This window comes from Candidatus Pantoea symbiotica, from assembly GCF_056491525.1.
The window spans coordinates 1918765-1944469 of record NZ_JBSZHR010000002.1 but is presented as its reverse complement, the minus strand read 5'-3'; the positions used below and the strand labels follow the sequence as shown (position 1 = coordinate 1944469).

At 53.0% G+C, this 25705-nt stretch carries 22 protein-coding genes; 14 read left to right on the top strand and 8 right to left on the bottom strand.

Annotation, left to right across the window (positions count from 1 at the left end; all coding sequences use genetic code 11):
- Window positions 1-11 precede the first annotated feature (11 nt).
- The 6 genes from pspB (at window position 12) to tyrR (ending at window position 5106) form a co-directional block, all read left to right on the top strand.
- Complete coding sequence (pspB, locus tag ACXIZX_RS09600; protein WP_007888081.1) at window positions 12-239, top strand: envelope stress response membrane protein PspB; 228 nt, start codon at window positions 12-14, stop codon at window positions 237-239.
- On the top strand, window positions 236-583 hold the full coding sequence (pspC, locus tag ACXIZX_RS09595; RefSeq protein WP_008106469.1) for an envelope stress response membrane protein PspC: 348 nt from the start codon (window positions 236-238) through the stop codon (window positions 581-583). The genes pspB and pspC overlap by 4 nt, the downstream gene beginning before the upstream one ends.
- A gap of 47 nt (window positions 584-630) precedes the next feature.
- Window positions 631-879 (top strand): phage shock protein PspD, encoded by a 249-nt coding sequence (pspD, locus tag ACXIZX_RS09590; protein ID WP_007888070.1) that lies wholly within the window; start codon window positions 631-633, stop codon window positions 877-879.
- The gene (locus ACXIZX_RS09585; RefSeq protein WP_154193556.1) at window positions 860-2257 is read left to right on the top strand and encodes a YcjX family GTP-binding protein; all 1398 of its coding nucleotides are present in this window, start codon (window positions 860-862) and stop codon (window positions 2255-2257) included. Before pspD ends, ACXIZX_RS09585 begins: the two co-directional genes overlap by 20 nt.
- Entirely contained in the window at window positions 2254-3327 is a 1074-nt protein-coding gene (locus ACXIZX_RS09580) for a YcjF family protein (protein ID WP_179450721.1), read from the top strand. The genes ACXIZX_RS09585 and ACXIZX_RS09580 overlap by 4 nt, the downstream gene beginning before the upstream one ends.
- A 213-nt stretch (window positions 3328-3540) precedes the next feature.
- Complete coding sequence (gene tyrR / locus ACXIZX_RS09575; RefSeq protein WP_008106462.1) at window positions 3541-5106, top strand: transcriptional regulator TyrR; 1566 nt, start codon at window positions 3541-3543, stop codon at window positions 5104-5106.
- A gap of 145 nt (window positions 5107-5251) precedes the next feature.
- Here tyrR and ACXIZX_RS09570 read toward each other — a convergent pair whose 3' ends face one another.
- The 3 genes from ACXIZX_RS09570 to tpx form a co-directional block, all read right to left on the bottom strand.
- Window positions 5252-7288: a glycoside hydrolase family 31 protein gene (locus ACXIZX_RS09570; protein ID WP_479404056.1), complete on the bottom strand. Its 2037-nt coding sequence runs from the start codon at window positions 7286-7288 to the stop codon at window positions 5252-5254.
- Entirely contained in the window at window positions 7285-8664 is a 1380-nt protein-coding gene (locus ACXIZX_RS09565; RefSeq protein WP_479404055.1) for a glycoside-pentoside-hexuronide (GPH):cation symporter, read from the bottom strand. The genes ACXIZX_RS09570 and ACXIZX_RS09565 overlap by 4 nt, the downstream gene beginning before the upstream one ends.
- 287 nt (window positions 8665-8951) lie before the next feature.
- Window positions 8952-9455, bottom strand: a complete 504-nt coding sequence (gene tpx, locus ACXIZX_RS09560; protein ID WP_008106454.1) for a thiol peroxidase — start codon at window positions 9453-9455, stop codon at window positions 8952-8954.
- A gap of 143 nt (window positions 9456-9598) precedes the next feature.
- On the opposite strand from tpx, the gene ycjG reads away from it, so the two are divergent.
- Window positions 9599-10585, top strand: a complete 987-nt coding sequence (ycjG, locus tag ACXIZX_RS09555) for an L-Ala-D/L-Glu epimerase (protein ID WP_479404054.1) — start codon at window positions 9599-9601, stop codon at window positions 10583-10585.
- Here the strand turns inward: ycjG and mpaA are convergent.
- Window positions 10554-11267 (bottom strand): murein tripeptide amidase MpaA, encoded by a 714-nt coding sequence (gene mpaA, locus ACXIZX_RS09550; protein WP_479404053.1) that lies wholly within the window; start codon window positions 11265-11267, stop codon window positions 10554-10556. The genes ycjG and mpaA overlap by 32 nt on opposite strands.
- A gap of 210 nt (window positions 11268-11477) precedes the next feature.
- On the opposite strand from mpaA, the gene ACXIZX_RS09545 reads away from it, so the two are divergent.
- The 3 genes from ACXIZX_RS09545 (at window position 11478) to ACXIZX_RS09535 (ending at window position 14619) form a co-directional block, all read left to right on the top strand.
- Window positions 11478-13097 carry a peptide ABC transporter substrate-binding protein gene (locus ACXIZX_RS09545; protein ID WP_061718806.1) on the top strand — a complete coding sequence of 540 codons (1620 nt, stop codon included), beginning with the start codon at window positions 11478-11480 and terminating at the stop codon, window positions 13095-13097.
- A 136-nt stretch (window positions 13098-13233) separates the two neighbouring features.
- On the top strand, window positions 13234-14217 hold the full coding sequence (zntB, locus tag ACXIZX_RS09540) for a zinc transporter ZntB (RefSeq protein WP_008106446.1): 984 nt from the start codon (window positions 13234-13236) through the stop codon (window positions 14215-14217).
- 255 nt (window positions 14218-14472) lie between these two features.
- Window positions 14473-14619, top strand: a complete 147-nt coding sequence (locus tag ACXIZX_RS09535; RefSeq protein ID WP_179450727.1) for a hypothetical protein — start codon at window positions 14473-14475, stop codon at window positions 14617-14619.
- Between the two features lie 51 nt (window positions 14620-14670).
- On the opposite strand, the gene ttcA is transcribed toward ACXIZX_RS09535, so the two are convergent.
- Window positions 14671-15606 (bottom strand): tRNA 2-thiocytidine(32) synthetase TtcA, encoded by a 936-nt coding sequence (gene ttcA, locus ACXIZX_RS09530; RefSeq protein ID WP_479404052.1) that lies wholly within the window; start codon window positions 15604-15606, stop codon window positions 14671-14673.
- 370 nt (window positions 15607-15976) lie between these two features.
- On the opposite strand from ttcA, the gene ACXIZX_RS09525 reads away from it, so the two are divergent.
- From ACXIZX_RS09525 to ACXIZX_RS09515, 3 genes are all read left to right on the top strand, one after another.
- On the top strand, window positions 15977-17083 hold the full coding sequence (locus tag ACXIZX_RS09525) for an AAA family ATPase (protein WP_479404051.1): 1107 nt from the start codon (window positions 15977-15979) through the stop codon (window positions 17081-17083).
- A 5-nt stretch (window positions 17084-17088) separates the two neighbouring features.
- On the top strand, window positions 17089-19323 hold the full coding sequence (locus ACXIZX_RS09520; RefSeq protein WP_479404050.1) for a S8 family peptidase: 2235 nt from the start codon (window positions 17089-17091) through the stop codon (window positions 19321-19323).
- A 203-nt stretch (window positions 19324-19526) separates the two neighbouring features.
- Window positions 19527-19727, top strand: coding sequence for a DUF2767 domain-containing protein (locus ACXIZX_RS09515; RefSeq protein ID WP_479404049.1), 201 nt, complete (start codon window positions 19527-19529; stop codon window positions 19725-19727).
- Window positions 19728-19910: 183 nt separating this feature from the next.
- Here ACXIZX_RS09515 and nifJ read toward each other — a convergent pair whose 3' ends face one another.
- The gene (gene nifJ / locus ACXIZX_RS09510; RefSeq protein ID WP_479404048.1) at window positions 19911-23438 is read right to left on the bottom strand and encodes a pyruvate:ferredoxin (flavodoxin) oxidoreductase; all 3528 of its coding nucleotides are present in this window, start codon (window positions 23436-23438) and stop codon (window positions 19911-19913) included.
- A gap of 138 nt (window positions 23439-23576) precedes the next feature.
- Window positions 23577-24233 carry an MgtC/SapB family protein gene (locus ACXIZX_RS09505; RefSeq protein WP_008106437.1) on the bottom strand — a complete coding sequence of 219 codons (657 nt, stop codon included), beginning with the start codon at window positions 24231-24233 and terminating at the stop codon, window positions 23577-23579.
- Window positions 24234-24422: 189 nt separating this feature from the next.
- Between ACXIZX_RS09505 and ACXIZX_RS09500 the strand changes: the two genes are divergently transcribed.
- On the top strand, window positions 24423-24695 hold the full coding sequence (locus ACXIZX_RS09500; protein ID WP_061718809.1) for a putative hemolysin: 273 nt from the start codon (window positions 24423-24425) through the stop codon (window positions 24693-24695).
- A gap of 16 nt (window positions 24696-24711) precedes the next feature.
- On the opposite strand, the gene ACXIZX_RS09495 is transcribed toward ACXIZX_RS09500, so the two are convergent.
- Entirely contained in the window at window positions 24712-25704 is a 993-nt protein-coding gene (locus tag ACXIZX_RS09495) for a 2-hydroxyacid dehydrogenase (RefSeq protein ID WP_258143387.1), read from the bottom strand.
- Window position 25705 lies beyond the last annotated feature (1 nt).

The following is a 25705-nucleotide window of genomic DNA, read 5'->3' as shown; positions in this document are numbered from 1 at the left end:
AAGGAGAGTCAATGAGCGCACTTTTTTTAGCCATACCCTTAACGATTTTCGTGCTGTTTGTCGCACCAATCTGGTTATGGCTGCATTACAGCAACAAACGCAACGGCGGCGCCGATTTATCGTCGAGTGACCTGCAGCGTTTGCAACAAATCACTCAGGATGCGCGCCGCATGCGTGAGCGTGTGGAAGCGCTGGAGGCCATTTTGGATGCCGAACATCCAAACTGGAGGCAACCATGATGAATGGCCGTAAACTGTGGCGCATTCCGCAGCAAGGCAAAGTGCGCGGCGTATGTGCGGGTATTGCTGAGTACCTCGATATCCCGGTGCGCTTGCTGCGTGTGATTGTGGTGCTGTCGCTGTTCCTTGGGCTGTTTATGTTCACCATCGTCGCCTATTTTATCCTGGGCTTTGTGCTGGACGAGAAACCCGTTGATGCTTCATCTGAACGGGCACCCAGCGCACGTGAACTGCTCGACGAGCTGGAAACAACGCTGCAAAGCGATGAGCGCAAGGTGCGCGAGGTGGAACGTTACGTGACCTCTGAAACGTTCAGCGTACGCAGCCGCTTCCGCCAGATCTAAATCCCCGGGCTTTCGGGCCCACTTCTTCTATTGTGATAAGAGGCTCTATGCAAACTCAACGTTTTACTGCTCTGCGCCGTCGCGCGACACCTGCGTTGATGTCGGCGGGGAAATTTATCATTATTAGCGCAGTAACTTACGGGCCCGGCGGGATCGCTGGCTGGGCAGTGAAATCGGTGGCGCGCCGTCCGCTGCGCCTGTTGCTGGCGGCCGCCCTGGAACCGTTGCTGAGCAAAGCGTTTAAACGCTTATCGGCACGATTCATCAGGGAGAACGATGAAAAGACTGCAAAATGAATTCGTGGCGTTGATGAACCGCGGTGTTGACCGCCATCTGCGCCTGGCTGTAACCGGTTTGAGCCGCAGCGGCAAAACCGCGTTTATCACTTCGCTGGTTAACCAGCTTCTCAATGTCCACAGCGGCGCACGATTGCCGCTGTTTTCCGTGGTGCGCGAAGATCGCCTGCTGGGCGTCAAGCGCGTACCGCAGCGCGAACTCGGCACGCCGCGTTTCACCTACGATGAAGGTCTGGCGCAGCTTTACGGCACGCCGCCGATGTGGCCGACGCCCACGCGTGGCGTAAGCGAAATGCGCCTGGCGCTGCGCTATCGTCCGGATGAATCGTTGCTGCGCCATTTCAAAGATACCGCCACGCTCTACCTCGAAATCGTCGATTATCCCGGCGAATGGCTGCTGGATCTGCCGATGCTGGCGCAGGATTATCTCAGTTGGTCACGCCAGATGGTGGGCTTGTTGCAGGGCGATCGCGCCGAATGGTCAGCGCAATGGCGCAGCCTGTGCGCCGATCTCGATCCTTTTGCACCCGCCGATGAAAATCGTCTGGCAGCGATTGCCGCAGCCTGGACCGATTACCTGCACCAATGCAAAAGCGAAGGCTTGCACTTTATCCAGCCGGGCCGCTTTGTGTTGCCGGGCGATATGGCTGGCGCGCCGGCGCTGCAGTTCTTCCCGTGGCCGCAGGTCGATGAGATGCAGGTTAGCAAGCTGGCGCAGGCGCCAGCGGGCAGTAACTTCGCTATGCTGCAGCAGCGTTTTAACTATTACTGCCAGCACGTGGTGAAAGGATTCTACAAAAATCATTTCTTGCGCTTCGACCGCCAAATCGTGCTGGTCGATTGTCTGCAACCGCTGAACAGCGGGCCGCAAGCGTTCAACGATATGCGCCTCGCGTTGACGCAACTGATGCAGAGTTTCCATTACGGTCAGCGTACGCTGTTCCGCCGCCTGTTTTCTCCGGTCATCGATAAGCTGCTGTTTGCCGCCACTAAGGCCGATCATGTGACTTCCGATCAGCACGCCAATATGGTGTCGCTGTTGCAGCAGCTGGTGCAGGACGCGTGGCAAAACGCGGCGTTCGAAGGCATCAACATGGATTGCCTCGGTTTGGCCTCGGTGCAGGCAACGGAAAGTGGGCTGGTTGATCATCGCGGCGAGAAGTTACCGGCGTTACGCGGTCATCGTTTAGCCGATAATGAAGCGCTGACGTTCTATCCCGGCGAAGTACCGCCGCGCTTGCCGGGCCACAATTTCTGGCAGCAGCAGGGATTTCAGTTTGAACAGTTCCGGCCACAGCAGCTGGATGTCGATCGTCCGCTGCCGCACATTCGCATGGATGCCGCGCTGGAATTTTTACTGGGAGATAAATTGCGATGAGCGACGAAACACCTTTAAAAGGACGCATTGATTTCGCCAGGCCGCTGACGGTGGAAGCGGAAAAACCGCTGCGCGCAGCACAAACCTTTAGCGCGGATAGCGAGAAGGCCTTTCTCGCCACGGCAGAAGCCGAGCCGCTGGAGGAGGGCGAAGGCGAAAAAGTGGTGGAAGCTGCGCTGAGGCCAAAACGCAGCCTGTGGCGCAAAATGGTGGGCGTTGGCCTCGCCATTTTCGGCGTCAGCGTGATGGCGCAGGGCGCGCAGACGCTGCACGATGCGTGGATGGTGCGCGACTGGTTTACCCTCGGCACTGGCGTGGCCGGCACATTGATTGTCGCTGCGGGTGCAGGCGCGCTGATTGGCGAATGGCGTCGTTTATATCGTCTGCGTCAGCGGGCTGAAGAGCGCGATATTGGCCGCGAACTGCTGCACAGTCACGGCGTGGGCAAAGGTCGCGCGTTCTGTGAAAAGCTGGCGCAGCAGGCTCAGCTCGATCAGGCGCATCCTGCACTGCAGCGCTGGCATGCGGCGCTACATGAAACCCACAACGATCGTGAAATCGTCACCTTATATGCCCAACTGGTGCAGCCGGTGCTGGATCGTCAGGCACGCCGGGAAATCAGCCGTCACGCCGCCGAATCGACGCTGATGATCGCCGTCAGCCCGCTAGCTTTAGTGGATATGGCGTTTATCGCCTGGCGCAATCTGCGGCTGGTGAATCGCATCGCAGCGATTTATGGCATTGAGCTGGGCTACTTTAGCCGCATCCGCTTGTTCCGTTTAGTGCTGCTCAACATGGCGTTTGCCGGTGCTTCCGAACTGGTGCGTGAAGTCGGAATGGACTGGATGTCGCAGGATCTTGCCGCGCGCTTGTCAACCCGCGCCGCGCAAGGGATCGGTGCCGGTTTGCTCACCGCGCGCCTCGGCATTAAAGCGATGGAATTGTGTCGTCCATTACCGTGGCTGGAAGATGATAAGCCGCGTCTCGGTGATTTCCGTCGTGAGTTAATTGGTCAGCTGAAAGAATCCCTGGTAAAAAGTGGGGATAAAGCAGGGCAGGCTGCTAAATAATCAGCACTTGCTTACCTTTCACGCTGCAACTGGCGTGAAAGGTAAAATTATCTGTGTTACCACGCATATTCGGCGGGATTTTTGTTGGTCGCTCCGCTACACTTCCCTCTATCACCTGCCTCTGGCTGTCAACTTTTCCTGACAGGCCTCTTCTGAGGCGCTGCAAGTTAGCGTATTATCACTAAAATCAAAACCTGACTAAGGCTCATCGCAATGCGTTTGGAAGTTTTCTGCCAGGACCGAATCGGTCTGGCGCGCGAGTTGCTCGACCTGCTGGTTGCCCGCAATATCGACCTGCGCGGCATCGAAATTGCGCCACTCGGTCGCATTTATCTCAATTTTACCGCGCTGGAGTTTGAACCCTTCAGCAATCTGATGGCGGAAATTCGCCGTACACCTGGCGTGACAGATGTGCGTACCGTTTCGTTTATGCCCTCCGAGCGTGAGCATCGCGCATTGAGTGCACTGCTGGTGGCGATGCCGGAACCGGTGTTATCCATCGATCTAAAATGTAAGGTCGAGTTGGCCAATCCGGCAGCACAAAATCTGTTTACCCTTGATGAACAGAAGCTGCGCAACCAAAACGTTGGCACCTTAATCACCGGCTTTAATTTCCAGCGCTGGCTGGAGAATGAACGCGTTGACGCACAGGCGCAGCATGTGGTGATTCAGGGGCGCGATTTCCTGATGGAAGCGCGGCCGATTTATCTGGCAGAAGAAGAGGGCCAGAGCGATCTGCCGGTCGGTGCAATGATCACCCTGAAATCGACGGCGCGTATGGGCCGACAGCTGCAGAATCTTACCGTTACCGATGAATCGGAGTTCGATCACATCGTGGCGGTTACGCCAAAAATGCGTCAGGTGATCGATCAGGCGCGCAAGCTGGCGATGCACGATGCGCCGCTGTTGATCGTGGGCGATACCGGCACCGGCAAAGATATGCTGGCGCGCGCCTGTCATTTACGCAGCGCACGCGGCAAAAAACCGTTCCTGGCGCTGAACTGCGCCTCACTGCCGGATGATGTGGCCGAGAGCGAGCTGTTTGGTCACGCCGCCGGTGCTTATCCCAATGCACTGGAAGGCAAAAAAGGCTTCTTCGAGCAGGCTAACGGCGGCTCGGTATTGCTGGATGAGATTGGCGAAATGTCGCCACGCATGCAGACCAAACTGCTGCGTTTCCTCAACGACGGCACGTTCCGCCGCGTGGGCGAAGAGCATGAAGTGCACGTTGATGTGCGTGTGATTTGCGCCACGCAGAAGAATTTGATTGAGCTGGTACAGCGCGGTGAATTCCGTGAAGATCTGTTTTATCGCCTGAATGTGTTGACGCTCAATCTGCCGCCGCTGCGTGAACGTCCGCTGGATATTCTGCCGCTGACCGAAATGTTTGTCGCCCGTTTCGCAGACGAACAAGGCTTGCCGCGTCCGCGCCTTTCATCGCAACTGACGCCGTTCCTGACGCGCTACAACTGGCCGGGTAACGTGCGCCAGCTGAAAAATGCGCTGTACCGTGCGCTGACGCAGCTGGAAGGTTATGAACTGGGACCACAAGATATTGTGTTGCCAGAGCAGGCGCTGGATGTGTCATTGGGCGAAGAGGCGATGGAAGGTTCGCTGGATGACATCACCAGCCGCTTCGAACGTTCAGTGCTGACACGTCTTTATCTCTCTTATCCCAGCACGCGCAAACTGGCGAAACGCCTCGGCGTCTCGCATACCGCCATTGCCAATAAGCTGCGTGAATATGGATTAGGGCAGAAGCGCAACGAGAGCGAGTAATAAAGCGCGTACATCCCGTAACGTCGTTCCGCCCGTAGGGTCGCCATTCATGGCGACCTGGTCCGCTAACGTGCATCAACCTTGGCAAGCGGATGTCTTGTCATTGGTCGCCATGAATGGCGACCCTACGTTTATTTAGCTGGTTTTAGTCGGGTGCACGAATATCTACCTGACTTCCTTCCCGCTTAAACACCGGAATCTCACTCAATGGCGCGGCGACGCTAATGCGTTGTCCGCCTTGATAGCACTCGCCGTTACGCGCAATCCATTGCTCACCAGCAGGCAACCATACTTCACGTTCACGCTGCCCGGCGTGCAGCACCGGCGCTACCAGCAGGTCACGGCCCAGCAGATACTGATCTTCCACTTGCCAGCTCTCTGGCTGCTGCGGGTAGTGATAGAACAGCGGGCGCATCACCGGATCGCCGAGCTCATGCGCTTCGCGCATCAGGCCATCAATATAGGGACGAATCTGCTCACGTTGCAGCAGGCAACTTTTCATCAGCGCGTAATTCTCCTCACCATAGCTCCAAACCTCGTTTGGTGAGCCGCTGTTACACTGCGCAATACCATCACGCCAGGATTCTTCAGGTGCAATCTGTGGCTCGCGGTAACCATGCAGACGCATCACTGGACAGAATACCGCCCACTGGAACCAACGGATTAGCAGTTCATGAAACGCCGGGTCATGAATATTTCCGCCCTGAAAACCGCCGATGTCGGTGGTCCACCACGGAATTCCCGCCATTGCCATATTCAGCCCGGCTGTGAACTGATTACGTAAGGCATGGAACGAGGAGTGAACGTCGCCCGACCAGGCAAGCACGCCATAACGCTGGCTGCCCGCCCAGGCGCAGCGCACCAGGTTGACGATCTCGCTCTCGCCTTGTTGTTGCAGACCTTCATAAAATCCGCGGGCAAACAGCTGCGGATAGATATTGCCCACTTCCTGAACCGGACCGAGATGATAGCGGTAATTATCAAAATCGTACGCGCGATATTCCGGTTCCGCTTCATCGAGCCAGAAGGTGCGTATGCCGTGGTCATAATAGTTGCGCTTAACTTCCTGCCAGACGAACTCGCGGGCGGAGGGATGCGTGGCGTCAAAAAAGGTAGTGTTGCCCATGAAATCGAGATTTACGGATACGCCGCGTTCGCTGTTGACCAGCAAGCCTTTGGATTTCATCAGACGATAGTTATCACTGCGGCTGTCTACCGTGGGCCACACCGAAATCATAGTTTCGATGCCCATCTCTTTCAGCTCCTGCACCATGGCTCGCGGATCCGGCCAATCGCGCACATCGAAACACCAGGTTCCCTGATTTGGCCAGTGGAAAAAGTCGATGACAATTACCGAGAGCGGCAATTGCAGGCGGCGATATTCGCGTGCTACCTCCAGCACTTCCTGCTGAGTGCGATAGCGCAGTTTGCATTGCCAGAAGCCGGTTGCAAAGCTGGGCATCATCGGTGCTGTGCCGGTGGCGCGGCCATACTGACGCACGATCTCAGCCGGTGTATCGGCTGCGGTGATCCAGTAATCCATCTGATCGGTTACTTCGGCCTGCCAGCGTGTGCCATTTTTACCAAAGGTCACTTCGCCGATGGCCGGGTTATGCCACAGCAAGCCATAGCCGAGGTTGGACACCATAAACGGCACGCTGGCCTGCGAGTTGCGCTGTGCCAGCTCCAGCGTGCAGCCTTTTAGATCGAGACAATCCTGCTGATACTGGCCCATGCCATAAATTTTCTCCTCCGCACGCGCTTCAAAGCGCACGCTGAGCTGATATTTCCCTCCCGGAATTGGTCGAAAGGCGCGCGCATCCAGCTTCAGGGCGCTGATGTATTTGTCCTGACTCTTTTCGCTGGCACCGATGCCCACGGTGCTGCGCTGACGCCAGAACTCCTCCAGCAGCAGTTCTCCATGTTGATTGTAAAAAGCCAGCTGGCCGCGAATATTCAACGTGGCGATGATATTGCCGTTACGCAGGCTCAGGGATTCATGCTCCTGGTGGATCTCCACCTCGCAAGCCGTAGGCGCTAACAACGCCCAGTCATGGTCGATCAGTTCAGGCTGACAGGTGGCTCGTACTCGCAGGCTATGCGCGCCCCAGGGTTCGATAACCAGCGTCTGACGGTCAAATGTCCAGATAATACGCTGGGATTCGGCGCGTAATTCACTCATGACAACTCCTGTGGTTGTAAAAGGGTGGAAGCCGTTGCAGCCGGTTGGGCTGACACTTTGTTCTGATTGATGGTGCGCATGGTGGCATCGTTAAGTTTGTAGCCGCGCATCGCCAGCGCGCTCAACAGCGACAGCAGGCCGGGAACCACTGAAAACAGTGCGACGATGGCCATCATCGCGGCAGGCTGCTGATGCGGTGCCTGAGCAACGTAACCGCTCAGACCCAGCGTCCAGCCAACAATCGCGCCGCTGATCGCCATGCCCATTTTCAATACGGCGAGCAGCGTGGAGAAGACGGTGCCATCGAGGCGCTTGCCCTGACGATATTCACCGTAATCCACCACATCGGCCATCATCACCCACATCAGCGTGGTGGTGACCTGATAGAAGCTGGAAACGATGAACGTCATGCCGACTAACAGCGCCAGCGATCCCGGCAGGAACACGATGCTGATACTTAACACACCGGCAGTGATGGCGCTGAGGATAAAAGCGGTGATTTTGTTTAGGCGGCGCGTCAGCAGTTTTGCCAGCACGCTACCGACGCTTTTGCCGACGATATGCGCGGCCAGCAGCCACATGAAGAGACTGGCGTTACCCAGAAAATAGGTGACGTAGTACATCATCGCGCCAAGCCGCACCACGCCGAACGAGATATTGCAGAACACCAGTAATGCAACCACGCGCCACTGATCGTTACGCAGCAAATCGCGTAAATCAGCGAGAAAGTTGCCGTGGTTGGCGGGCGCATTGATACGTTCGCGGGTGTTGAGGAAGCAGATAAAGAACAGCAGGGTTGCCAGTGTCGCCATAATCGACATCGCCGCGAAGTAACCGTCCAGTTTGTTACCGCCGCCCAGCCAGGTGGCGAGCGGGATCATCAGGAAAGTGGACATCGCGCCACCTAGCGTAGCCAGGAAGAAACGCCATGATTGCAGGGAGATGCGCTGATTATCATCGGCGGTGATGATCGCCCCCATTGAGCAGTAAGGAATATTGATGGCGGTGTACATCAGCATCATCAGGCTGTAGGTCACGGCGGCGTAGATCATCTTTCCGGTGAGCGACAGGCTTTCCGGCACCGCATAAATCAGCATACAACTCACGCCGAACGGTACTGCCAGCATCAATAACCAGGGACGGAATTTGCCCCAGCGTGAACGGGTTCGGTCAGCGACCATTCCCATCGCGGGATCGATCACCGCATCGGCAACGCGCGCCAGTAAAAACAGCGTGCCGACAAAGATCGCGGGCAAACCCACCACATCGGTGTAGTAAAAGGTGAGAAAAATAATGACGTTATCGATGGCGATATGGCTGGCCATATCACCAAGGCCGTAACTGATTTTTTCTTTAATGGATAAGCTTGCTTGCATAGAGATTCCCGCCTGTCTTTGAATCGCTTAAGGGCAATTGACGGTTAGTTATAGGTAGCGAAGCGGATGGGAACAATTGCGGGATCTGTTACGGGTTTTATGTTTTTTGATTAATGTGATACGGGTAACAAGAATCACAGCAAAAATGCAACAAGGCAGGAAGAAGTGCTACGTATCACGATAAATCAACGGGTTAAAAAGGGAACTGAGTTGAAGGCGGGCATAAAAAAAGCACCGAAGAATTAATCATTCGGTGCTTTCTGTTTCACATTAATAGTGAACTAACGTTACTTCAGCGCAGCCAGCGCCGCATCGTAGTTTGGCTCTTCGGTGATTTCATTCACCAGCTCGCTGTAAATCACTTTATCGTTTTCATCCAGCACCACCACGGCACGCGCGGTCAGGCCTTTCAGCGGGCCATCCGCAATCGCCACGCCATAGTTTTCTTTGAACTCAGCGCCACGCAGGGAAGAGAGCGTGATTACGTTGCTGACGTTCTCTGCGCCGCAGAAGCGTGACTGAGCGAAAGGCAGATCGGAAGAGATGCACAGTACGACCGTGTTGTCCGCTTCACCTGAGCGCTCATTAAACTTACGCACCGATGCCGCACACACGCCAGTATCAATACTTGGGAAAATGTTCAGAACTTTGCGTTTGCCTGCATAATTAGCCAGGGATACGTCAGCAAGATCTTTGGCGACCAGGCTGAAAGGTTTAGCTTGCTCGCCAACTTGTGGGAACTGGCCTGCAACCGGCACCGGATTGCCCTGAAAGTGAACAGTCTGAGACATGTGATTTCCTTTTTTTAACGATGAAATATCTGACTTTTAAGATATAGCGTGTGTTTATGACATAATTTTTAAGGGTTTACGAGCGCATTTCCTGGCGATAATCGAGCCGGCTCGCATTTAAGCGACGGATTTAAGGAGAAATAATGAGAACAGTGAAGAGTTATCCGGAAGCCTGGCCGTTACATTCGCCGTTTGTTATTTCACGCGGCAGCCGCACTGAGGCGCATGTTGTGGTGGTAGAGATCGAGCAGGATGGCGTTAAAGGCGTCGGGGAAGCCACGCCGTACGCGCGCTACGGTGAAAGCGAGGAATCGGTACTCAAGCAGATCGCCTCGCAGCTGAGTGCGTTGCAAAGCGGCATGACGCGTGAAGCGCTGCAACAGGCGTTACCGGCGGGCGCGGCACGTAACGCCATTGACTGCGCACTGTGGGATTTGGCACGTCAGCAGCAAGGTGAAAGTCTGGTGCAATTGTGTGCTGTGCAACTGGCCGATGAGATTGTCACCGCGCACACCATCAGCATCGATACGCCAGATGCGATGGCCAGCAGCGCGCAGGCGTTGTGGCAGCATGGCGCGCGTTTATTGAAGATCAAAATGGACGATCACCTGATCAGCGAACGTTTAGTGGCGATACGCAGCGCGGTACCGGACGCCACCTTGATTGTTGATGCCAATGAATCCTGGCATGCCGAAGGCCTGGCGGCGCGCTGTCAGCTACTGGCCGATCTCAATGTCGCCATGCTTGAACAGCCGCTGCCTGCCGCAGAAGACAGCGCGCTGGGCAATTTTATTCATCCGCTGCCGATCTGCGCCGATGAAAGCTGTCACACGCGTGAAAGCCTGGCGCAGCTGAAAGGGCGCTATGAGATGGTGAATATCAAGCTGGATAAAACCGGGGGATTAACCGAAGCGCTGGCGCTCGCAGAGGCGGCACAGCAACAGGGATTCGCCATTATGCTTGGCTGCATGCTCTGCACCTCGCGGGCGATTCGTGCGGCATTACCGCTGACGGCGCAGGCGACCTTCGCGGATCTCGACGGTCCAACCTGGCTTGCGGCCGATGTTGAACCGTCGCTGCACTTCTCTCACGGCGTACTCAAGCCGCTGGCTGCCAGCGCAGCAGATTGATCATCGCTTCCAGATAGACTTCGGTGGCTTCGTCGACTGAAATCGGCGGCATCTCGGCGGTAATGCATAACAGGCCGAGATCGTCACACCAGCTGCCAAACGAACCCGGCGTGGCATAACCCACGCTACTCACCACCGGCAGCGCGGTCTGCTGCGCCAGCCACTTTGCTAAATCGCTGTGGTGCGGATCGTCAATGCAGGCCAGCGGTTCATGCCACGAAACCACCCAGCGCGGTTTAATCTGATGAATCAGCTGGCACAGCTCGCGGGTTTCCGGTTCGGAAGAGGGACCTGATCCGGTTGAAAGCACCACATCGCGCTCATCCGCTTCACTGTTCCAGCGATACACCGTGTCGCCATTCTGCCAGTTAGCGGCGGGGAAATTACGGTTGAGATCGACGCCGTTGGCGTTGGCGCGCAGCCCCAACTGACAACCATCGGGATTGACGGCCAGAACAACGTGATGACGCCGCAGCGCCTCCGGCAAGGTGCGCATCGCACCGGATAAAGTGGCAATCGCAGCATTCTCGTCGCCGTGCGTGCCAGCAATAATCAGCCCGCTTTCGGCATCGGCGGCGGGTGCCGGAAACCACAGCAGCGGCGCGCCCAGCACCGATTGCCCGTATTGTTGCCAGACAGCGTCCAGCTTGCCGCGCAGCGGACGTGGATGGTATGACGACATGACGTTCCTCTCTGAAATGCTTCCAACACCGCCAAAAACCTTCTGGCGCTCAAGGTAAAAAATGTGACCGGGAATCCAGCCTCAACATAACGGTAAATAGCCTGCGGGGAAATAGCTATATATCAATCAGCAATTTGCGATAAAGTGCCAAACGTTGCTGGCGACACAATCTCTTCGCGGTCGCCATTTTTTTCGCGTAAAGGAGTGGTGATGAAACTAACGTTCCGCAAGACGCTGACTGCGTTAATTGTAGCCAGTGCAGTCTCACCCGCATTCGCCGCCAACGTGCCGTCGGGCGCACAGCTGGCCAGCACCCAGGAAATCGTTCGCCATATCAAAGATGAGCCCGCTTCACTCGATCCGATGAAGGCGGTTGGCCTGCCGGAAATTCAGGTGATGCGCGATCTGTTTGAAGGGCTGACCAATCAGGATGCCCACGGAAAGATCGTTCCCGGCGTGGCGCAAAGCTGGAGCAGCAACGACAACAAAACCTGGATCTTTACCCTGCGCAAAGATGCGCGCTGGTCGAATGGCGAGCCGGTTACCGCGCAGGATTTTGTCTATAGCTGGCAACGTTTAGTTGAACCGAAGAACAGTTCGCCGTTTGCCTGGTTTGCTGCGCTGAGCGGCATTGAAAACGCGGAAGCGATCACCAAAGGGCAGATGAGCGCCGATAAACTGGGCGTGACGGCGACCGATGCAACACACCTCAAGGTGACATTGTCACGCCCTGTGCCGTGGTTCCCGAGTATGGTTGCCAATGCCGCGATGTATCCGGTATCTCAGAAAGTGATTGAAAAAGAGGGTGATAGCTGGACGTCACCGGGCAAGCTGGTCGGCAATGGCGCTTATCAGTTGCAAGATCGCGTAGTAAACGAAAAAATCGTGCTGGTGCGCAACGCCAACTATTGGGATGACAAAAAATCGGTGCTGACCAAAGTCACCTTTATCCCGATTAATGAAGAGTCCAGCGCTACTAAGCGTTACCGCGCCAATGACATCGATATCACCGAATCCTTCCCGAAAAACATGTACGCGCTGCTGAAGAAAGAGTTGCCGGGCCAGGTGTATACGCCGGATCAGCTTGGCACCTATTACTACGCATTCAATACCGAGAAAGGGCCAACTGCCGATGTGCGCGTGCGTAAGGCGCTGTCGTGGAGCATCGATCGTCGTATTATCGCGGAGAAAGTATTGGGCACCGGCGAGAAACCGGCCTGGCACTTTACGCCGGACGTTACCGCCGGTTTCACTCCGATGAAAAGCTATCTGCAGCAACATAGCCAACAGGAGCTGAACGCGCAGGCCAAAGCGTTGCTGACGGCGGCAGGTTATGGACCCGGCAAACCGCTGCATTTGTCGCTGCTCTACAACACCTCGGAAAGCCATCAGAAAATCGCTATCGCGGTAGCTTCAATGTGGAAGAAGAATCTCGGCGTGGATGTCACCTTGCAAAATCAGGAGTGGAAAACCTATATCGACAGCCGTAACAGCGGCAATTTCGATGTGATCCGCGCCTCGTGGATCGGCGATTATAATGAGCCTTCAACCTTCCTTAGTCTGCTGACCTCGACCCACACCGGCAATATCGCGCGCTTCCGCAGTGCCGATTACGATGCGGTGATTACCAAAGCCAGCACCGAAACTAGCGTGGCAGCGCGTAACACCGATTACAACAAAGCCGAGCAGATCATCGCCGATCAGGCACCGATCGCGCCGATCTATCAATATACCAACGGCCGCTTGATCAAGCCGTGGGTGAAAGGATATCCGATCACCAATCCTGAAGACGTGGCGTACAGCCGCGAACTGTGGATTGAGAAGCACTGAGTCTAATCGGTCGCCATAAATGGCGACCCTACAAATGATTGTGACCGCCTGTCATCTTTGCTCACAGCCTGATGATTGCAACTGGTCTGCGCCACGCTAGACTGTATCGTATTGATTTTGATAGTGAGGCGAGTTCGTGAACGTCATTGAAGGAAAAGCGTTACAAGTATCCGATGCTATTGTGTCCTGTCAGCTGGATGGCGCAGGCGGCATGATCCCCATCGAAGATAAAGATGTCATCAACTGCGAACGTCCCTGCTGGTTGCACCTCAATTACACCCAACGGCAAAGTGCGGAATGGCTGCAAAACACGCCGCTGATCCCCGATTCTGTGCGTGACGCGCTGGCGGGCGACAGCATGCGTCCGCGCGTGACACGCCTTGGCGACGGCTTCATGATTGTGCTGCGTAGCGTAAACCACAATGCCGATTCGCGTCCCGATCAGCTGGTGGCAATGCGCGTGTTTATCAACGACAAGCTGATTGTCTCGACGCGCCGTCGCAAGGTGTACGCCATTGATGCCGTGCTGACCGATCTGCAAAACGGTAATGGTCCGGTTGATGGCGGCAGCTGGCTGGTGGATGTGTGCGATGCGTTAACCGATCACGCCAGTGAATTTATCGAAGAGATGCACGATAAAATTATCGAACTGGAAGATGCGTTGATGAATCAGGAAGTGCCTGCGCGCGGCGATTTGGCGCTGCTGCGTAAGCAATTGATTGTGATGCGTCGTTATATGGCACCGCAGCGCGATGTCTATGCGCGGCTGGCTATCGAAAAGATGGCGTGGATGAATGACGACGACCGCCGCCGCATGCAAGAAGTTGCCGATCGTCTCGGACGTGGACTGGACGATCTCAATGCGGGCGTGGCGCGAACCTCAATTCTGGCGGATGAAGTGGCGTCAATCCTTGCGGAATCGATGAACCGCCGCACTTATACTATGTCGTTGATGGCGATGATCTTCCTGCCGGCCACGTTTCTTACCGGTTTATTCGGCGTCAACCTCGGCGGCATTCCCGGCGGCAATTGGGCGCTGGGCTTCACCGCCTTCTGCGTGCTGCTGCTGGCGATGGTGGGCGGTGTGGCGATATGGCTGAAACGGCGCAAATGGTTGTAAGGCATAAAAGCGGAATAAACCTGATCGATATCAATATCCCGCCAGGGCAATCGGGGCAAACTCTTTCCCGCAGGTGAATGCAACGTCAAGCGATGGGCGTTGCGCTCCATATTGTCTTACTTCCTTTTTTGAATTACTGCATAGCACATTTGATTCGTACGACGCCGGCCTATCCGCCGGCTTTTTTTTGCCCGCTTGGCTTGAATACTCATCCTTTCCTATGCTTAAAGGACATTCAGTGACAAGGAGAAGGGCATGCAAGCGATCATTGCCAGCGAACCAATTCCTACCGATCCACCACCGATTCCCGAACCGATTCCACAACCGCAGCCGATACCACCCGTACAGCCGCCGTACGATCCCGAATTTCCACCGATCCAGGATCCACCACCGCACCGCTAATAAAAAAGGCGCGTAGCCGAAGCGACGCGCCTAATTTCACAGCAAATCCGATTATTTAATTTCCAGCACATCAAGACGCACGCTGAGATTGGGCGCGTCGTCCTCTTCTGGCTGCCAGCCCGCAGGCTGCACCGGTAAGCTTTCGCGATCAAACGCCAAATCACCGCCATCTACCACGGCATCACCGTGTTTGATGCCTTTGAAATCGAACAGATTGATGTCGGCCATATGTGATGGCACCACATTCTGCATCGCGGTGAACATGGTTTCGATACGGCCCGGATAACGTTTATCCCAGTCGCGCAGCATGTCGGCAACCACCTGACGTTGCAGATTCGGCTGCGAACCGCACAGGTTGCAAGGAATGATTGGGAACTGGCGCGCTTCTGCAAAACGAATAATGTCTTTCTCACGGCAGTAAGCCAACGGACGAATCACGATATGTTTACCGTCATCGCTCATCAGTTTTGGTGGCATGCCTTTCATCTTGCCGCCGTAGAACATGTTGAGGAACATGGTCTGCAGGATATCGTCGCGGTGGTGACCTAAGGCGATCTTGGTACAGCCCAACTCGGTGGCAGTGCGATACAGAATACCGCGGCGCAGACGCGAACAGAGCGAGCAGGTGGTTTTGCCTTCAGGAATTTTATCTTTAACGATGGAATAAGTGTCTTCGTTAACGATGTGGTATTCAACGCCCTGTTGTTCCAGATAAGCCGGCAAAATATGCTCTGGAAAACCGGGCTGTTTCTGGTCGAGATTTACCGCCACCAGCGAGAAGTTGACCGGCGCGCTCTGCTGCAAATTACGCAGGATTTCCAGCATGGTGTAGCTGTCTTTACCACCAGACAGACAAACCATGATGCGATCGCCTTCTTCAATCATATTGAAGTCAGCAATGGCTTCGCCCACGTTGCGACGTAAACGCTTCTGCAGTTTGTTGAGGTTGTATTGTTCTTTTTTAGCAGTAGATTGATTTTCTTGCATTATTTACTATCTCTGTAATCAAAAGGGGCATATAGGGGGCATAATTTCTTTTAAGACTGCACCCGCTCTCCATCTGATCGTTGATTTGATAATTTGTGTGCCCAGCCGATGAGCACAGGGATGTCGCGTATGGTACGTATTACTTGCTCGATTTCCAATATCTATCATCAAGCATATGCACAGACTTATGGAGTGGTAGGCCCCCTCAATGTCTAAGCTTGGTCAAGCTGGTACTGAATTTTGATAGCCTGATCAAATTAAATGCATTGAGCATGAAATGGTTTGACATTTATCCTCATAGCGATGACATTCATGGCTGTCGGCATGACAAAAATCGGTTTTCCATTGTCATTTGTTATAGAGGAAGTGTATGAACATCGTTGTCGAGGACATTATTGCCCTCATTGAAGCATCCCTGGATGCTAACTACACAGAAGTACGAAGCGTTAGTAATAGGATTGCGAAGTCCATTAGTGCCGATGATATGGAACTCGCAAAAAAAATTAAGTCTGTTGTCCGTCGTAAAGGTGTGCCTTTACGTAGTTCAGGATATAGCGATAATTTGCCAATTGATCCGAAATCACGAATTCCACTACTTGAAGAGCATCAATGGCCAGTCACGCCTTTATTCCTTGGCGAAGAAGAAGGTTGCATTTTTGAACAATTTGTAGATAGTGTAAAACATCAGGATAAATTAATTGAAAACGGATTGTCTGGTAGATTGGGTCTTCTATTATCTGGGCCACCGGGAACCGGTAAAACGTTAATCGCTGGGCATGTTGCGTCCAGACTTAATCGACCATTATACGTTGTTCGACTTGATTCAGTTATTTCATCCCTTTTAGGAGATACGGCTAAAAATTTACGGCAAATATTTGACTTTGTTCCCTCGAAAAATGGGATCATTTTCCTGGATGAAGTAGATGCAGTTGCAAAGCTAAGGGATGACCGGCATGAAGTCGGTGAACTAAAGAGAGTGGTCAATACTTTGATCCAGGGGCTGGATTCATTGGATGACAATGCCGTTGTTATTGCTGCAACTAACCATGCAGGTCTTTTAGATCCGGCTATATGGCGGAGATTCCCTTTCAAAATAAAGTTTGGCCTTCCAGATATTGATGTTAGAGAAACACTATGGAATCATTTTTTATATCAGGATAAAGGTGAGCATAAGCATATAAAAGCTTTGTCTGTTATATCTGAAGGGTTAAGTGGTGCTGACATTGAAACTGTTGCCATCTCGATTAGAAGACAATCTGTTCTAAGTGATACGCCAATTAATTTAGCAGCGGTAATTAAATCTGTAATGAGTACTAGTCAAGAAAGCTCAGGTTCGGTTGCCTCTGATAAAATGGATATCGATCTCAAAAAGCAGATATTGAAATTGCTTACAAACACAAAACTATTTACGCAGTCAGAATTAGGTCAATTGTTACATCTTAGTAGACAAACCATTTCAACATATCTTAAGGAGTAAGAGCGATGGCCGAAGGAAATAATACCCCAGTATTGAATCCAATTCTTTCACTCTTGATGCAACCAACCCCTAATTCTGTTAGTGGGGGAGGTAAAAGTGCTAAAGGAATAGTAACTTCTCGACTCGGCATACAACAGGAAAAATTGTCTGCAGAGTTAAAAAGCATTCAAAAGGATGATGGTCTAATTTCCTTGGCCGGACGTTTGCATCTGATAGTTAAAATGTTCTCAGATTCGTATGCACCGTCATGGACACCAGATGATTTGTTTGAGAGCAATCATTATGTCCGTATTGTAGCTCCAGCCTATAACGGCTTTCTTGTTGAGATAAAAAAAGACAAAATAAATGAAATAATTAATAAGGTTGTGAATCCCAAATCAGCTACAGTTAAGGTTGATATTTCAAGGTTAGAAAGCATTTCTCCTTTTAATCGTGAAGAGGCATTACGCCACAGAGACATTGACGAAGTTTTTGAAAAAGGGAAATCTTCGGGATATCAGTTTAATTTGTGGTTATTGCCATTTTTTGATAATGGATCACGATTGTCCGTTTATAATGAAATTGAAAAATTAGTAAATAGTAAAGTAATTGGATTTGGGGATGCAAGGTTTAATAATGTTCTTGGAATCTCAGGTGTAAACAAATCTGATTTGGATTCTTTTAGTGAAAAAATAAAAAAATATCTTGTTGAAGGTTCACTTTCATTCACCGCCACTATTGAAAGTAAAGAAAAACTCGGAAAGCTGTTAGCGTCCGGAGTGGTGTACAGAGTTGATCCCGTAGCTCAAGTGAGTGTTAAATCTGTTCCTCCGGGTGATGGCGCTGAACCAGCTCCCAAATTAATCAATTTAGATTCAATGCCAACTGTCGTAATTATTGATGGTGGCTGCTCCGCCGGCTCTTACTTGCCGTTGAATGTCTTAAATATTAAGCCTTTAGTCAGAGATGTCGATGCCGATTTAAAACATGGCAATCAAGTTACCTCAGTTATTTGTCAGGGGGCTGCATGGAATAATAACTTGGCTTTGCCTGACTTAGAGTGCAAGTTTGTTAGTGTTCAGGCAATTAATAAAAAGAACATTCCAGTACAGCCAACGTCAGAACAATTCGTAAATTACTTAAGAGATGTTGCAGAAAAAACCAAGCAAGTATCTTCTGTGTGGAACCTCTCTTTCAATGAAGGAAGTCCTTCTTTCAGTAGCAATGAGATAAGTTACTTAGGGCATGAGATAAATAAAATAGCGCGAGAGTTTGATATCCTTCCGGTGATAGCTATTGGTAATGTAAGTAAAGAAAATAACTCAAGGCTATGTCCTCCTGCGGATTGCGAGGCTGCGCTTACAGTCTCTGGACGCGTAGCTGATGATCAAGGCTTGCCAGATTCTCCATGCCCATTTAGCTTAAGAGGCCCAGCGCCTGGAGGTATGAAAAAACCAGAGTTATCATGGTTCTCCACTCTCAGAATGATAGGTGGTTCTATTGATACTGGTACAAGTTTTAGTACGCCGTTAATATCATCTGTTGCGGCACATACCTTTGATAACCTAAAAAGCCCCACCCCAGACTTGGTAAAAGCATTACTTATTAATAAAGGTGAAAGTCATTATCATGATTTCCGTTTAGGCTGGGGATCTCCATGGCTTAGGGGTAAAAATTTACCTTGGCTATGCGAGCCGGGCACCGTAACGCTTGCGTGGAATGCTAAAATAAAAGCCGGGTTTGCATATTATTGGAATGATATCCCTTTACCCTCTGAAATGCTTGATAATGGGCAAATAAAAGGTGAGATTGTTTTGACTGCGATACTTCAACCTTTGGTGTCAGAACTGGGCGGTGATAATTACTTTTCAACGAGACTACAATGTGCTTTACAGTCAGTTGGAAATGATGGAAAGGTAAAGAATATTCTAGGCTCTATGAAAGAGTCCAAAGAAAAAGAAATTCAATCTCGTAAAGAATTAGCAAAGTGGAGTCCTGTAAGGCATCATGGGAAAGTTTTTTCAGGAGTGTCAGTAGATAATAAAGTGTTGCGTTTACATGCTAGAATTTATGCACGTGACCTTTATCAATTTGGTATGGCCTCTCACCATGAAATGGATGAGCAAAATGTTTCTTTTGTTCTAACTTTTAAAAGTGAGAACAAAGACTCAGGGGTTTATAACTCTATGGTTAAAAATTTAGGAGCCGATGTTGAAGTTGGGATTATTGAAAGAAGCATCGACATTCAAAATAAAATTTAATGTAAATTTAATTATTTTGAAATATAGAAGTGTTTGTTATTCTTAAAATTTAAGAATACGAGTTGCTTGTGCGTTTGAAACAAAAGCGCACACTTTGCCTGAACAATCTGGCTATTTTTTGATCTGGGCAAATATTTACCTCATCTGGGCCTGACAGGATGGCCGAAGTGCTTTTTTTACTTTCTTAAGGTGAGGAGTGGCAAATGCAAACGTACGATATGGTTTTTGAAGAGGCGTGTCGGCTGGTGGGGCAATGTTATTTGGAGCTTGTTCAGCGTGGCGCAGCAACCGAAAAAGAGGTGTTAGCCAGCGAGTTGCGCAATCTGCAGCTGCGCTATCGTGAACTCACCGGTTCACCGAATCGGGCGGTGGAGATGGCAATCGTTCAGCTCAAGCCTTGTTAATCCATCAACGTTAACCCAGCAAAGAAACGCCCGGCCATCGCGCCGTAGTGCTCGTCAGTTATGCGTTAATCGGTCACCATGAATGGCGACCCTACAGCGGTTTGGCGAGGTTTTCGTAGGGTGCGCATTCATGCGCACCTTCATACATAGGCAATTTACTGCTTAAGCGTCGGGCTTTTTAATCTACTCGCTTTTCTCCGTTTTACCTGCTAACTCCGCCAGCCGCTGATAACGCTGACTGGCGGCTTCGGTTGCATCACGCCACAACTGCGACGCTTCTTCAGGCCGCTGGGTTTGCAACTGGCGGAAACGCTGCTCATTCATCAATGCCTGTTCCAGTTCGGAATTTGGCGGACGCGAATCCAGCGCCAGCGCGGCTTTACCTTGCTCGGCGCGTCGTGGATCAAAGCGATACAGCGGCCAGAAACCGCTGGTGGTCAGCAGGCGCATCTGTTCGTGACTATAAGCAAGATCGTAGCCATGCTCTTCGCACGGGCTGTAAGCGATGATCAGTGACGGCCCCGGCCAGGCTTCCGCTTCCTGAATAGCTTTTACGGTTTGATTGAGTTGTGCGCCCAGTGAAATCTGCGCCACATACACATGCCCGTACAGCAGCGTCGACATGCCAAGATCCTTCCGCGCCTTACGTTTACCTTGTTCGCCGAACTTGGTCACCGCGCCGAGCGGCGTCGCTTTTGATGCCTGTCCGCCAGTATTCGAGTAGCACTGCGTATCCAGTACCAGCACATTGACGTTTTCGCTCAGGCTCATTACGTGATCGAGTCCGCCGTAACCAATGTCGTACGCCCAGCCATCGCCACCAATCAGCCAGACCGATTTCTCTACCAGCGCATCGGCTGCTTCGTTTAACGCTTTAGCTTCCGGTTGCGATGACGCAGCAAGCAGGGCGCGCAGCTGTTCAATTTGCTCGCGTCGTTGCGATATCGTGACATTGTCACCTTTTAGCGCGTCAACCAATTCCGCCGGTAACTGCGCCGCGCATTGATCCAGTAATCTGAGCGCGCGCTGTTTCTGCTGGTCGACGCTTAAACGGAAGCCCAGGCCAAATTCGGCGTTATCTTCAAACAGCGAATTCGCCCACGCGGGACCGCGACCTTCGGCATTGGTTGTGTAAGGTGTAGAAGGCAGATTGCCGCCGTAAATGGAGGAGCAGCCGGTGGCATTGGCAATCAGCAGGCGATCGCCATACAGCTGCGTCAGCAGTTTGATATAGGGCGTTTCCCCGCAGCCCGAACAGGCACCGGAATACTCAAACAGCGGCGTGATAAGCTGCGAGGTGCGGATATCAATACGTTCCAGCTGCTCGGCGGTGATCTCTGGCAGCGCGAGGAAGGCATCGTAATTGACCTTTTCCGTCTCAACATGCTCGAGGCGTGATTTCATGTTGATGGCTTTGATTTCCGGATGCTGGCGATCGCTGGCCGGGCACACTTCCACGCACAGATTACAGCCGGTGCAATCTTCCGGCGCCACCTGCAACACGTATTTCTGTCCGCGCATATCGCGCGATTTTACATCCAGTGAAGCGAGCGAAGCTGGCGCATCTGCTAGCGCTGCAGGATCAACCACTTTGGCGCGAATCGCCGAGTGTGGGCAGGCGGCAACGCAATGATTGCACTGGGTACAGAGATCGGGCTGCCAGATCGGCACGGCTTCGGCGATATTACGTTTTTCCCACTTAGTGGTGCCAACCGGCCAGGTTCCATCCGGCGGCAGCGCCGAAACCGGCAGTTTATCGCCAAGGCCGGCCAGCATCGCGGCGGTGACGGTTTTGACAAAATCGGGTGCGCTATCCGAGACCACCGGCGGGCGATGCGGACTGCGATCGTCTACCGGCTGCAGCGGCACCGCCTGGAGCGCTTGTTGTGCCATCGCCAGCGCTTGCCAGTTGCGCTGCACCAGCTCTTCGCCTTTGCTGCTGTAGCTGCGGGCAATGGCGTTTTGCAGTTCGGTTAACGCGCTATCGCCAGGCAAAATCTGGGTCAGATGGAAAAAGGCCATCTGCATCACGGTGTTGATGCGCGCGCCCAGCTGGCATTCGCGGGCGATACGCGCCGCGTTTATCGCATAGAATCGCGCCTGTTTATCGTTGAGCTGGCTCTGCACTTCCTGCGGCAGGCGCGACCACACTTCATCAGCGCTGTAAGGCGTATTGAGCAGAAAAATCCCGCCCGGCTTAAGCTGATCGAGCATGGAATACTTATCGATAAACTGCAGCTGATGGCAGCCAATGAAGTCGGCTTGCTGAATCAGATAGGCGGATTGAATCGGATATTCACTGACGCGCAGATGGGAAACCGTCAGGCCGCCAGCTTTCTTCGAGTCGTAGACGAAATAACCCTGCACGTGCCACGGCGTGGCGTTGCCGATTATCTTCAGGTTGTTTTTGCTGGCGCTGACGCTGCCGTCGCTGCCCAAACCATAAAACAGCGCTTCGAGCCGCGCGCGATTCGGCACGATATTGGCTTCGATCGGCAACGAAAGATGGGTGACGTCGTCATAAATGCCGACGGTAAAACGCGCCGGCGGTTGATCACGCAACAAGGCACGAAACACTGCCAGCACCGCATCGGGTGCGAACTCTTTCGACGACAAACCATAGCGACCGCCGATCACCTTCGGCAGCGACGCGCGATCGCCACGGCTGTAGGCTTCAGCCAGCGCGGTCATCACATCCAGGAACAGCGGTTCGCCGAGCGCGCCGGGCTCCTTGGTGCGATCAAGCACCGCAATACGTTTGGCGGAAGCGGGGATCTTTTGCAGCAAATGCGCTGCCGAAAATGGGCGATAGAGGCGTACTTTCACCAGCCCGACTTTCTCGCCGCGCTGCAGCATCTCATCAATCGCTTCTTCGGCGGTGCCGCAGCCGGATCCCATCATCACAATGACGCGCTCGGCCTGCGGATGGCCGTAATACTCAAACGGCTGATAGTGGCGGCCGGTATTTTCGCCAAACGCAGTCATCGCGGCTTCTACGTGCTGGGTGCAATCGTCATACCAGCGGTTAGTGGCTTCGCGTGACTGGAAATAGGTATCAGGATTGGCGGATGTGCCGCGAATCGTCGGGCGATCCGGTGTTAACGCACGGGCACGATGGGCGTTAATCGCTTCGGCGGGCATCAGCGCCTGTAAGGTTTCATCGCTGATCGGCACGATTTTATTGATCTCATGCGAGGTGCGGAAGCCATCGAAGAAGTGGATAAAAGGGATGCGGCTATTTAGTGAGGCGATTTGTGAAATCAGGGCAAAATCCTGCGCTTCCTGCACGCTCGAGGCGCAGAGCTGCGCGCAGCCGGTTTGTCGCACCGCCATAACATCGGAGTGATCGCCAAAAATCGACAGCGCGTGCGTCGCCACGGTACGCGCCGCGACGTGCAGAACAAACGGCGTCAGCTGGCCCGCCAGTTTGTAGAGCGTCGGGATCATCAACAGCAATCCCTGCGACGAGGTGAATGTAGTTGAGAGTGCGCCGGTTTGCAGCGCGCCGTGCACGGTGGCGATCGCGCCGCCTTCCGATTGCATCTCAACCACGCGCGGCACATCGCCCCAGATATTACGGCGGCCTTCGCCTGACCAACTATCCGCCAGCTCGGCCATGGTCGAGCTGGGCGTGATGGGATAAATGGCAATCACTTCGCTGGTGCGGAAGGCGACTGAAGCCACTGCACCGTTACCGTCGACGGTAATCATAAATCGTCCTTTGCTACGCTGAGAAACCCGCAAAATTTACGGGGGTTATCAGTTCAGTTTAGCAAAGGGCTCTGACGCGACTTTTTCATCTGTGTGCTTGCGAGATGGCAGCGCACCGGAATCTAACATTGCTGATTTTTACATCATCTCCAGCGACTGAACGCCTTTGATTTCCATCACTTTGTCATAGATGTTGTGCATCGGCGTGCGTCGTGACAATGTCACCTCTACGCTTAATTCGCATAGGCCAATCTCTTCATCACGGTTCACCACGGCGATATGGCCGTAGCGCACATTCTCGCGCTGCAGCACCAGTAGCACCAGCGGCACGCTTTTCGGTTTGAGATGCACCAGCAGCGTATGATGACGGCCAATCAGCCAGTGACTGATGCGACGAAACGTTTCCAGCACCACCAGCGCCAGCACGGTGCCATAAATGCCGATCTCATACATGCCGCTACCGATCACCAGACCAATCGCCGCAGTAACCCATAAACCGGCGGCGGTGGTGAGACCTTTCACCACTTGCTTCTGAATAATGATGGTGCCGGCACCAAGAAAGCCCATGCCGCTCACCACCTGCGCTGCAATACGGCTGGGATCGAGCGCCACATGATCGCTGACTAACATATCGGCAAAGCCATATTTCGATACCAGCATAAACATCGCGCTGCCGATACCGACCAGAATATGGGTGCGCAAACCGGCCTCTTTGGCGCGCAGCTGCCGTTCCAGGCCAATCAGTCCGCCGAGAATCCCGGCCAGCGCGATGCGGATAAGCATATCCGTCAACATCGTTCTCTCCTTAGTGGTTGATAAACAAACAATCCGCCGGGTGAAAAGGGCGGAAATATCTCAAACAGGATAATTCTGCTTGTAAACAATGAAATTAAATTTTGTAAAAAGCTGTGTCGCCTATCGATCCCTCACCGCACCTGACATATTCTGGTGCGACTTTTTCGCTCAATCCCCGGAGCCCCATCGATGAAAGCCGCTCTCTTCCTGCTGGCTGGCGCTACCTTGTTACTTTCTGCCTGCAGCAGCAACAGTGACAACGAACCGCCGCAACAAGCTACTGCCGCCCACGTACAACCGCGCGTTGTGATGTCATCAATGGCTGAAGTGAATTGTAGTAATGCCGGGGGATCGCTGGCGTTTTCGCGTCAGTTAGACGGCTCACGCATCGGTATGTGCCAGTTGGCTAATGGTCGTCGCTGTGACGAGCAGGCGCTGATGGGTGGAAGCTGCGCCCGCTAAGGCAGGCGCAGAAAGATTAAGCAGTGACCTGATTCGGGCTGGTTTCGCCGCGTTCCAACTGCTGCAAGTTGCTGAGCGTGGTTTCTGAAATCGCTGTCAATGCTTCGGCGGTCAGGAAAGCCTGATGGCCGGTGAACAGCACGTTGTGACAGGCCGACAGACGACGGAACACATCATCCTGAATCACGTCATTCGATTTGTCTTCAAAGAACAGATCGCGCTCGTTTTCGTATACATCCATCCCCAACGAACCAATCTTCTGCTGTTTAAGCGCATCGATCGCTGCCTGTGAATCAATCAAACCGCCACGGCTGGTGTTGATGATCATCACGCCATCTTTCATTTGGCTGAACGCCTGTGCGTTAAGCAGATGGTGATTTTCCGGCGTAAGCGGGCAGTGCAATGTAATCACATCGGCTTCAGCGAACAGTGTTTTGAGATCGACATACTCCGCGCCCAGCTCCAGCGCCGCCTGGCTTGGATAGGGATCGAACGCCAGCAGGCGCATGCCAAATCCCTTAAGGATTCGCATCGCTGCGATACCAATCTTGCCGGTTCCGACCACGCCCGCAGTTTTGTTGTGCATGTTGAAACCGGTTAAGCCATCCAGCGAGAAGTTGGCATCGCGCGTGCGTTGATAAGCGCGATGAATGCGACGGTTCAGCGTCATCATCAGGCCAACCGCATGTTCGGCCACCGCTTCCGGGGAATACGCCGGGACGCGCACCACGTTCAAGCCCAGCGCTTTCGCTGCCGCGAGATCAACGTTATTGAAACCGGCACAGCGCAGCGCAATGTGCTTCACGCCCAGCGCCGCCAACTCTTCCAGTACCTCTTTGCTGGCATCATCGTTGACGAAAATACACACTGCATCACAGCCCGCGGCGTTTTTCGCCGTCGCCGGTGTCAGCAGGAAGTCAAAAAACTGCAGCTCAAATCCGTAGCTGCTGTTGACGTGTTCAAGGTATTTCTGGTCGTAATGCTTGGTGCTGTAAACCGCAACTTTCATT

What these genes read in the sequence shown, in the direction of transcription:
- pspD (WP_007888070.1), top strand. Translation starts at nt 631, where the DNA reads ATGCAAACTCAACGTTTTACTGCTCTGCGCCGTCGCGCGACACCTGCG.
- ACXIZX_RS09580 (WP_179450721.1), top strand. Translation starts at nt 2,254, where the DNA reads ATGAGCGACGAAACACCTTTAAAAGGACGCATTGATTTCGCCAGGCCG.
- pspC (WP_008106469.1), top strand. Translation starts at nt 236, where the DNA reads ATGATGAATGGCCGTAAACTGTGGCGCATTCCGCAGCAAGGCAAAGTG.
- ACXIZX_RS09515 (WP_479404049.1), top strand. Translation starts at nt 19,527, where the DNA reads ATGCAAACGTACGATATGGTTTTTGAAGAGGCGTGTCGGCTGGTGGGG.
- mpaA (WP_479404053.1), bottom strand. Translation starts at nt 11,267, where the DNA reads ATGTCGTCATACCATCCACGTCCGCTGCGCGGCAAGCTGGACGCTGTC.
- ACXIZX_RS09500 (WP_061718809.1), top strand. Translation starts at nt 24,423, where the DNA reads ATGAAAGCCGCTCTCTTCCTGCTGGCTGGCGCTACCTTGTTACTTTCT.
- ycjG (WP_479404054.1), top strand. Translation starts at nt 9,599, where the DNA reads ATGAGAACAGTGAAGAGTTATCCGGAAGCCTGGCCGTTACATTCGCCG.
- ttcA (WP_479404052.1), bottom strand. Translation starts at nt 15,606, where the DNA reads ATGCAAGAAAATCAATCTACTGCTAAAAAAGAACAATACAACCTCAAC.
- ACXIZX_RS09565 (WP_479404055.1), bottom strand. Translation starts at nt 8,664, where the DNA reads ATGCAAGCAAGCTTATCCATTAAAGAAAAAATCAGTTACGGCCTTGGT.
- ACXIZX_RS09570 (WP_479404056.1), bottom strand. Translation starts at nt 7,288, where the DNA reads ATGAGTGAATTACGCGCCGAATCCCAGCGTATTATCTGGACATTTGAC.
- ACXIZX_RS09505 (WP_008106437.1), bottom strand. Translation starts at nt 24,233, where the DNA reads ATGTTGACGGATATGCTTATCCGCATCGCGCTGGCCGGGATTCTCGGC.
- ACXIZX_RS09520 (WP_479404050.1), top strand. Translation starts at nt 17,089, where the DNA reads ATGGCCGAAGGAAATAATACCCCAGTATTGAATCCAATTCTTTCACTC.
- pspB (WP_007888081.1), top strand. Translation starts at nt 12, where the DNA reads ATGAGCGCACTTTTTTTAGCCATACCCTTAACGATTTTCGTGCTGTTT.
- tyrR (WP_008106462.1), top strand. Translation starts at nt 3,541, where the DNA reads ATGCGTTTGGAAGTTTTCTGCCAGGACCGAATCGGTCTGGCGCGCGAG.
- tpx (WP_008106454.1), bottom strand. Translation starts at nt 9,455, where the DNA reads ATGTCTCAGACTGTTCACTTTCAGGGCAATCCGGTGCCGGTTGCAGGC.
- ACXIZX_RS09535 (WP_179450727.1), top strand. Translation starts at nt 14,473, where the DNA reads ATGCAAGCGATCATTGCCAGCGAACCAATTCCTACCGATCCACCACCG.
- ACXIZX_RS09495 (WP_258143387.1), bottom strand. Translation starts at nt 25,704, where the DNA reads ATGAAAGTTGCGGTTTACAGCACCAAGCATTACGACCAGAAATACCTT.
- ACXIZX_RS09585 (WP_154193556.1), top strand. Translation starts at nt 860, where the DNA reads ATGAAAAGACTGCAAAATGAATTCGTGGCGTTGATGAACCGCGGTGTT.
- nifJ (WP_479404048.1), bottom strand. Translation starts at nt 23,438, where the DNA reads ATGATTACCGTCGACGGTAACGGTGCAGTGGCTTCAGTCGCCTTCCGC.
- ACXIZX_RS09525 (WP_479404051.1), top strand. Translation starts at nt 15,977, where the DNA reads ATGAACATCGTTGTCGAGGACATTATTGCCCTCATTGAAGCATCCCTG.
- ACXIZX_RS09545 (WP_061718806.1), top strand. Translation starts at nt 11,478, where the DNA reads ATGAAACTAACGTTCCGCAAGACGCTGACTGCGTTAATTGTAGCCAGT.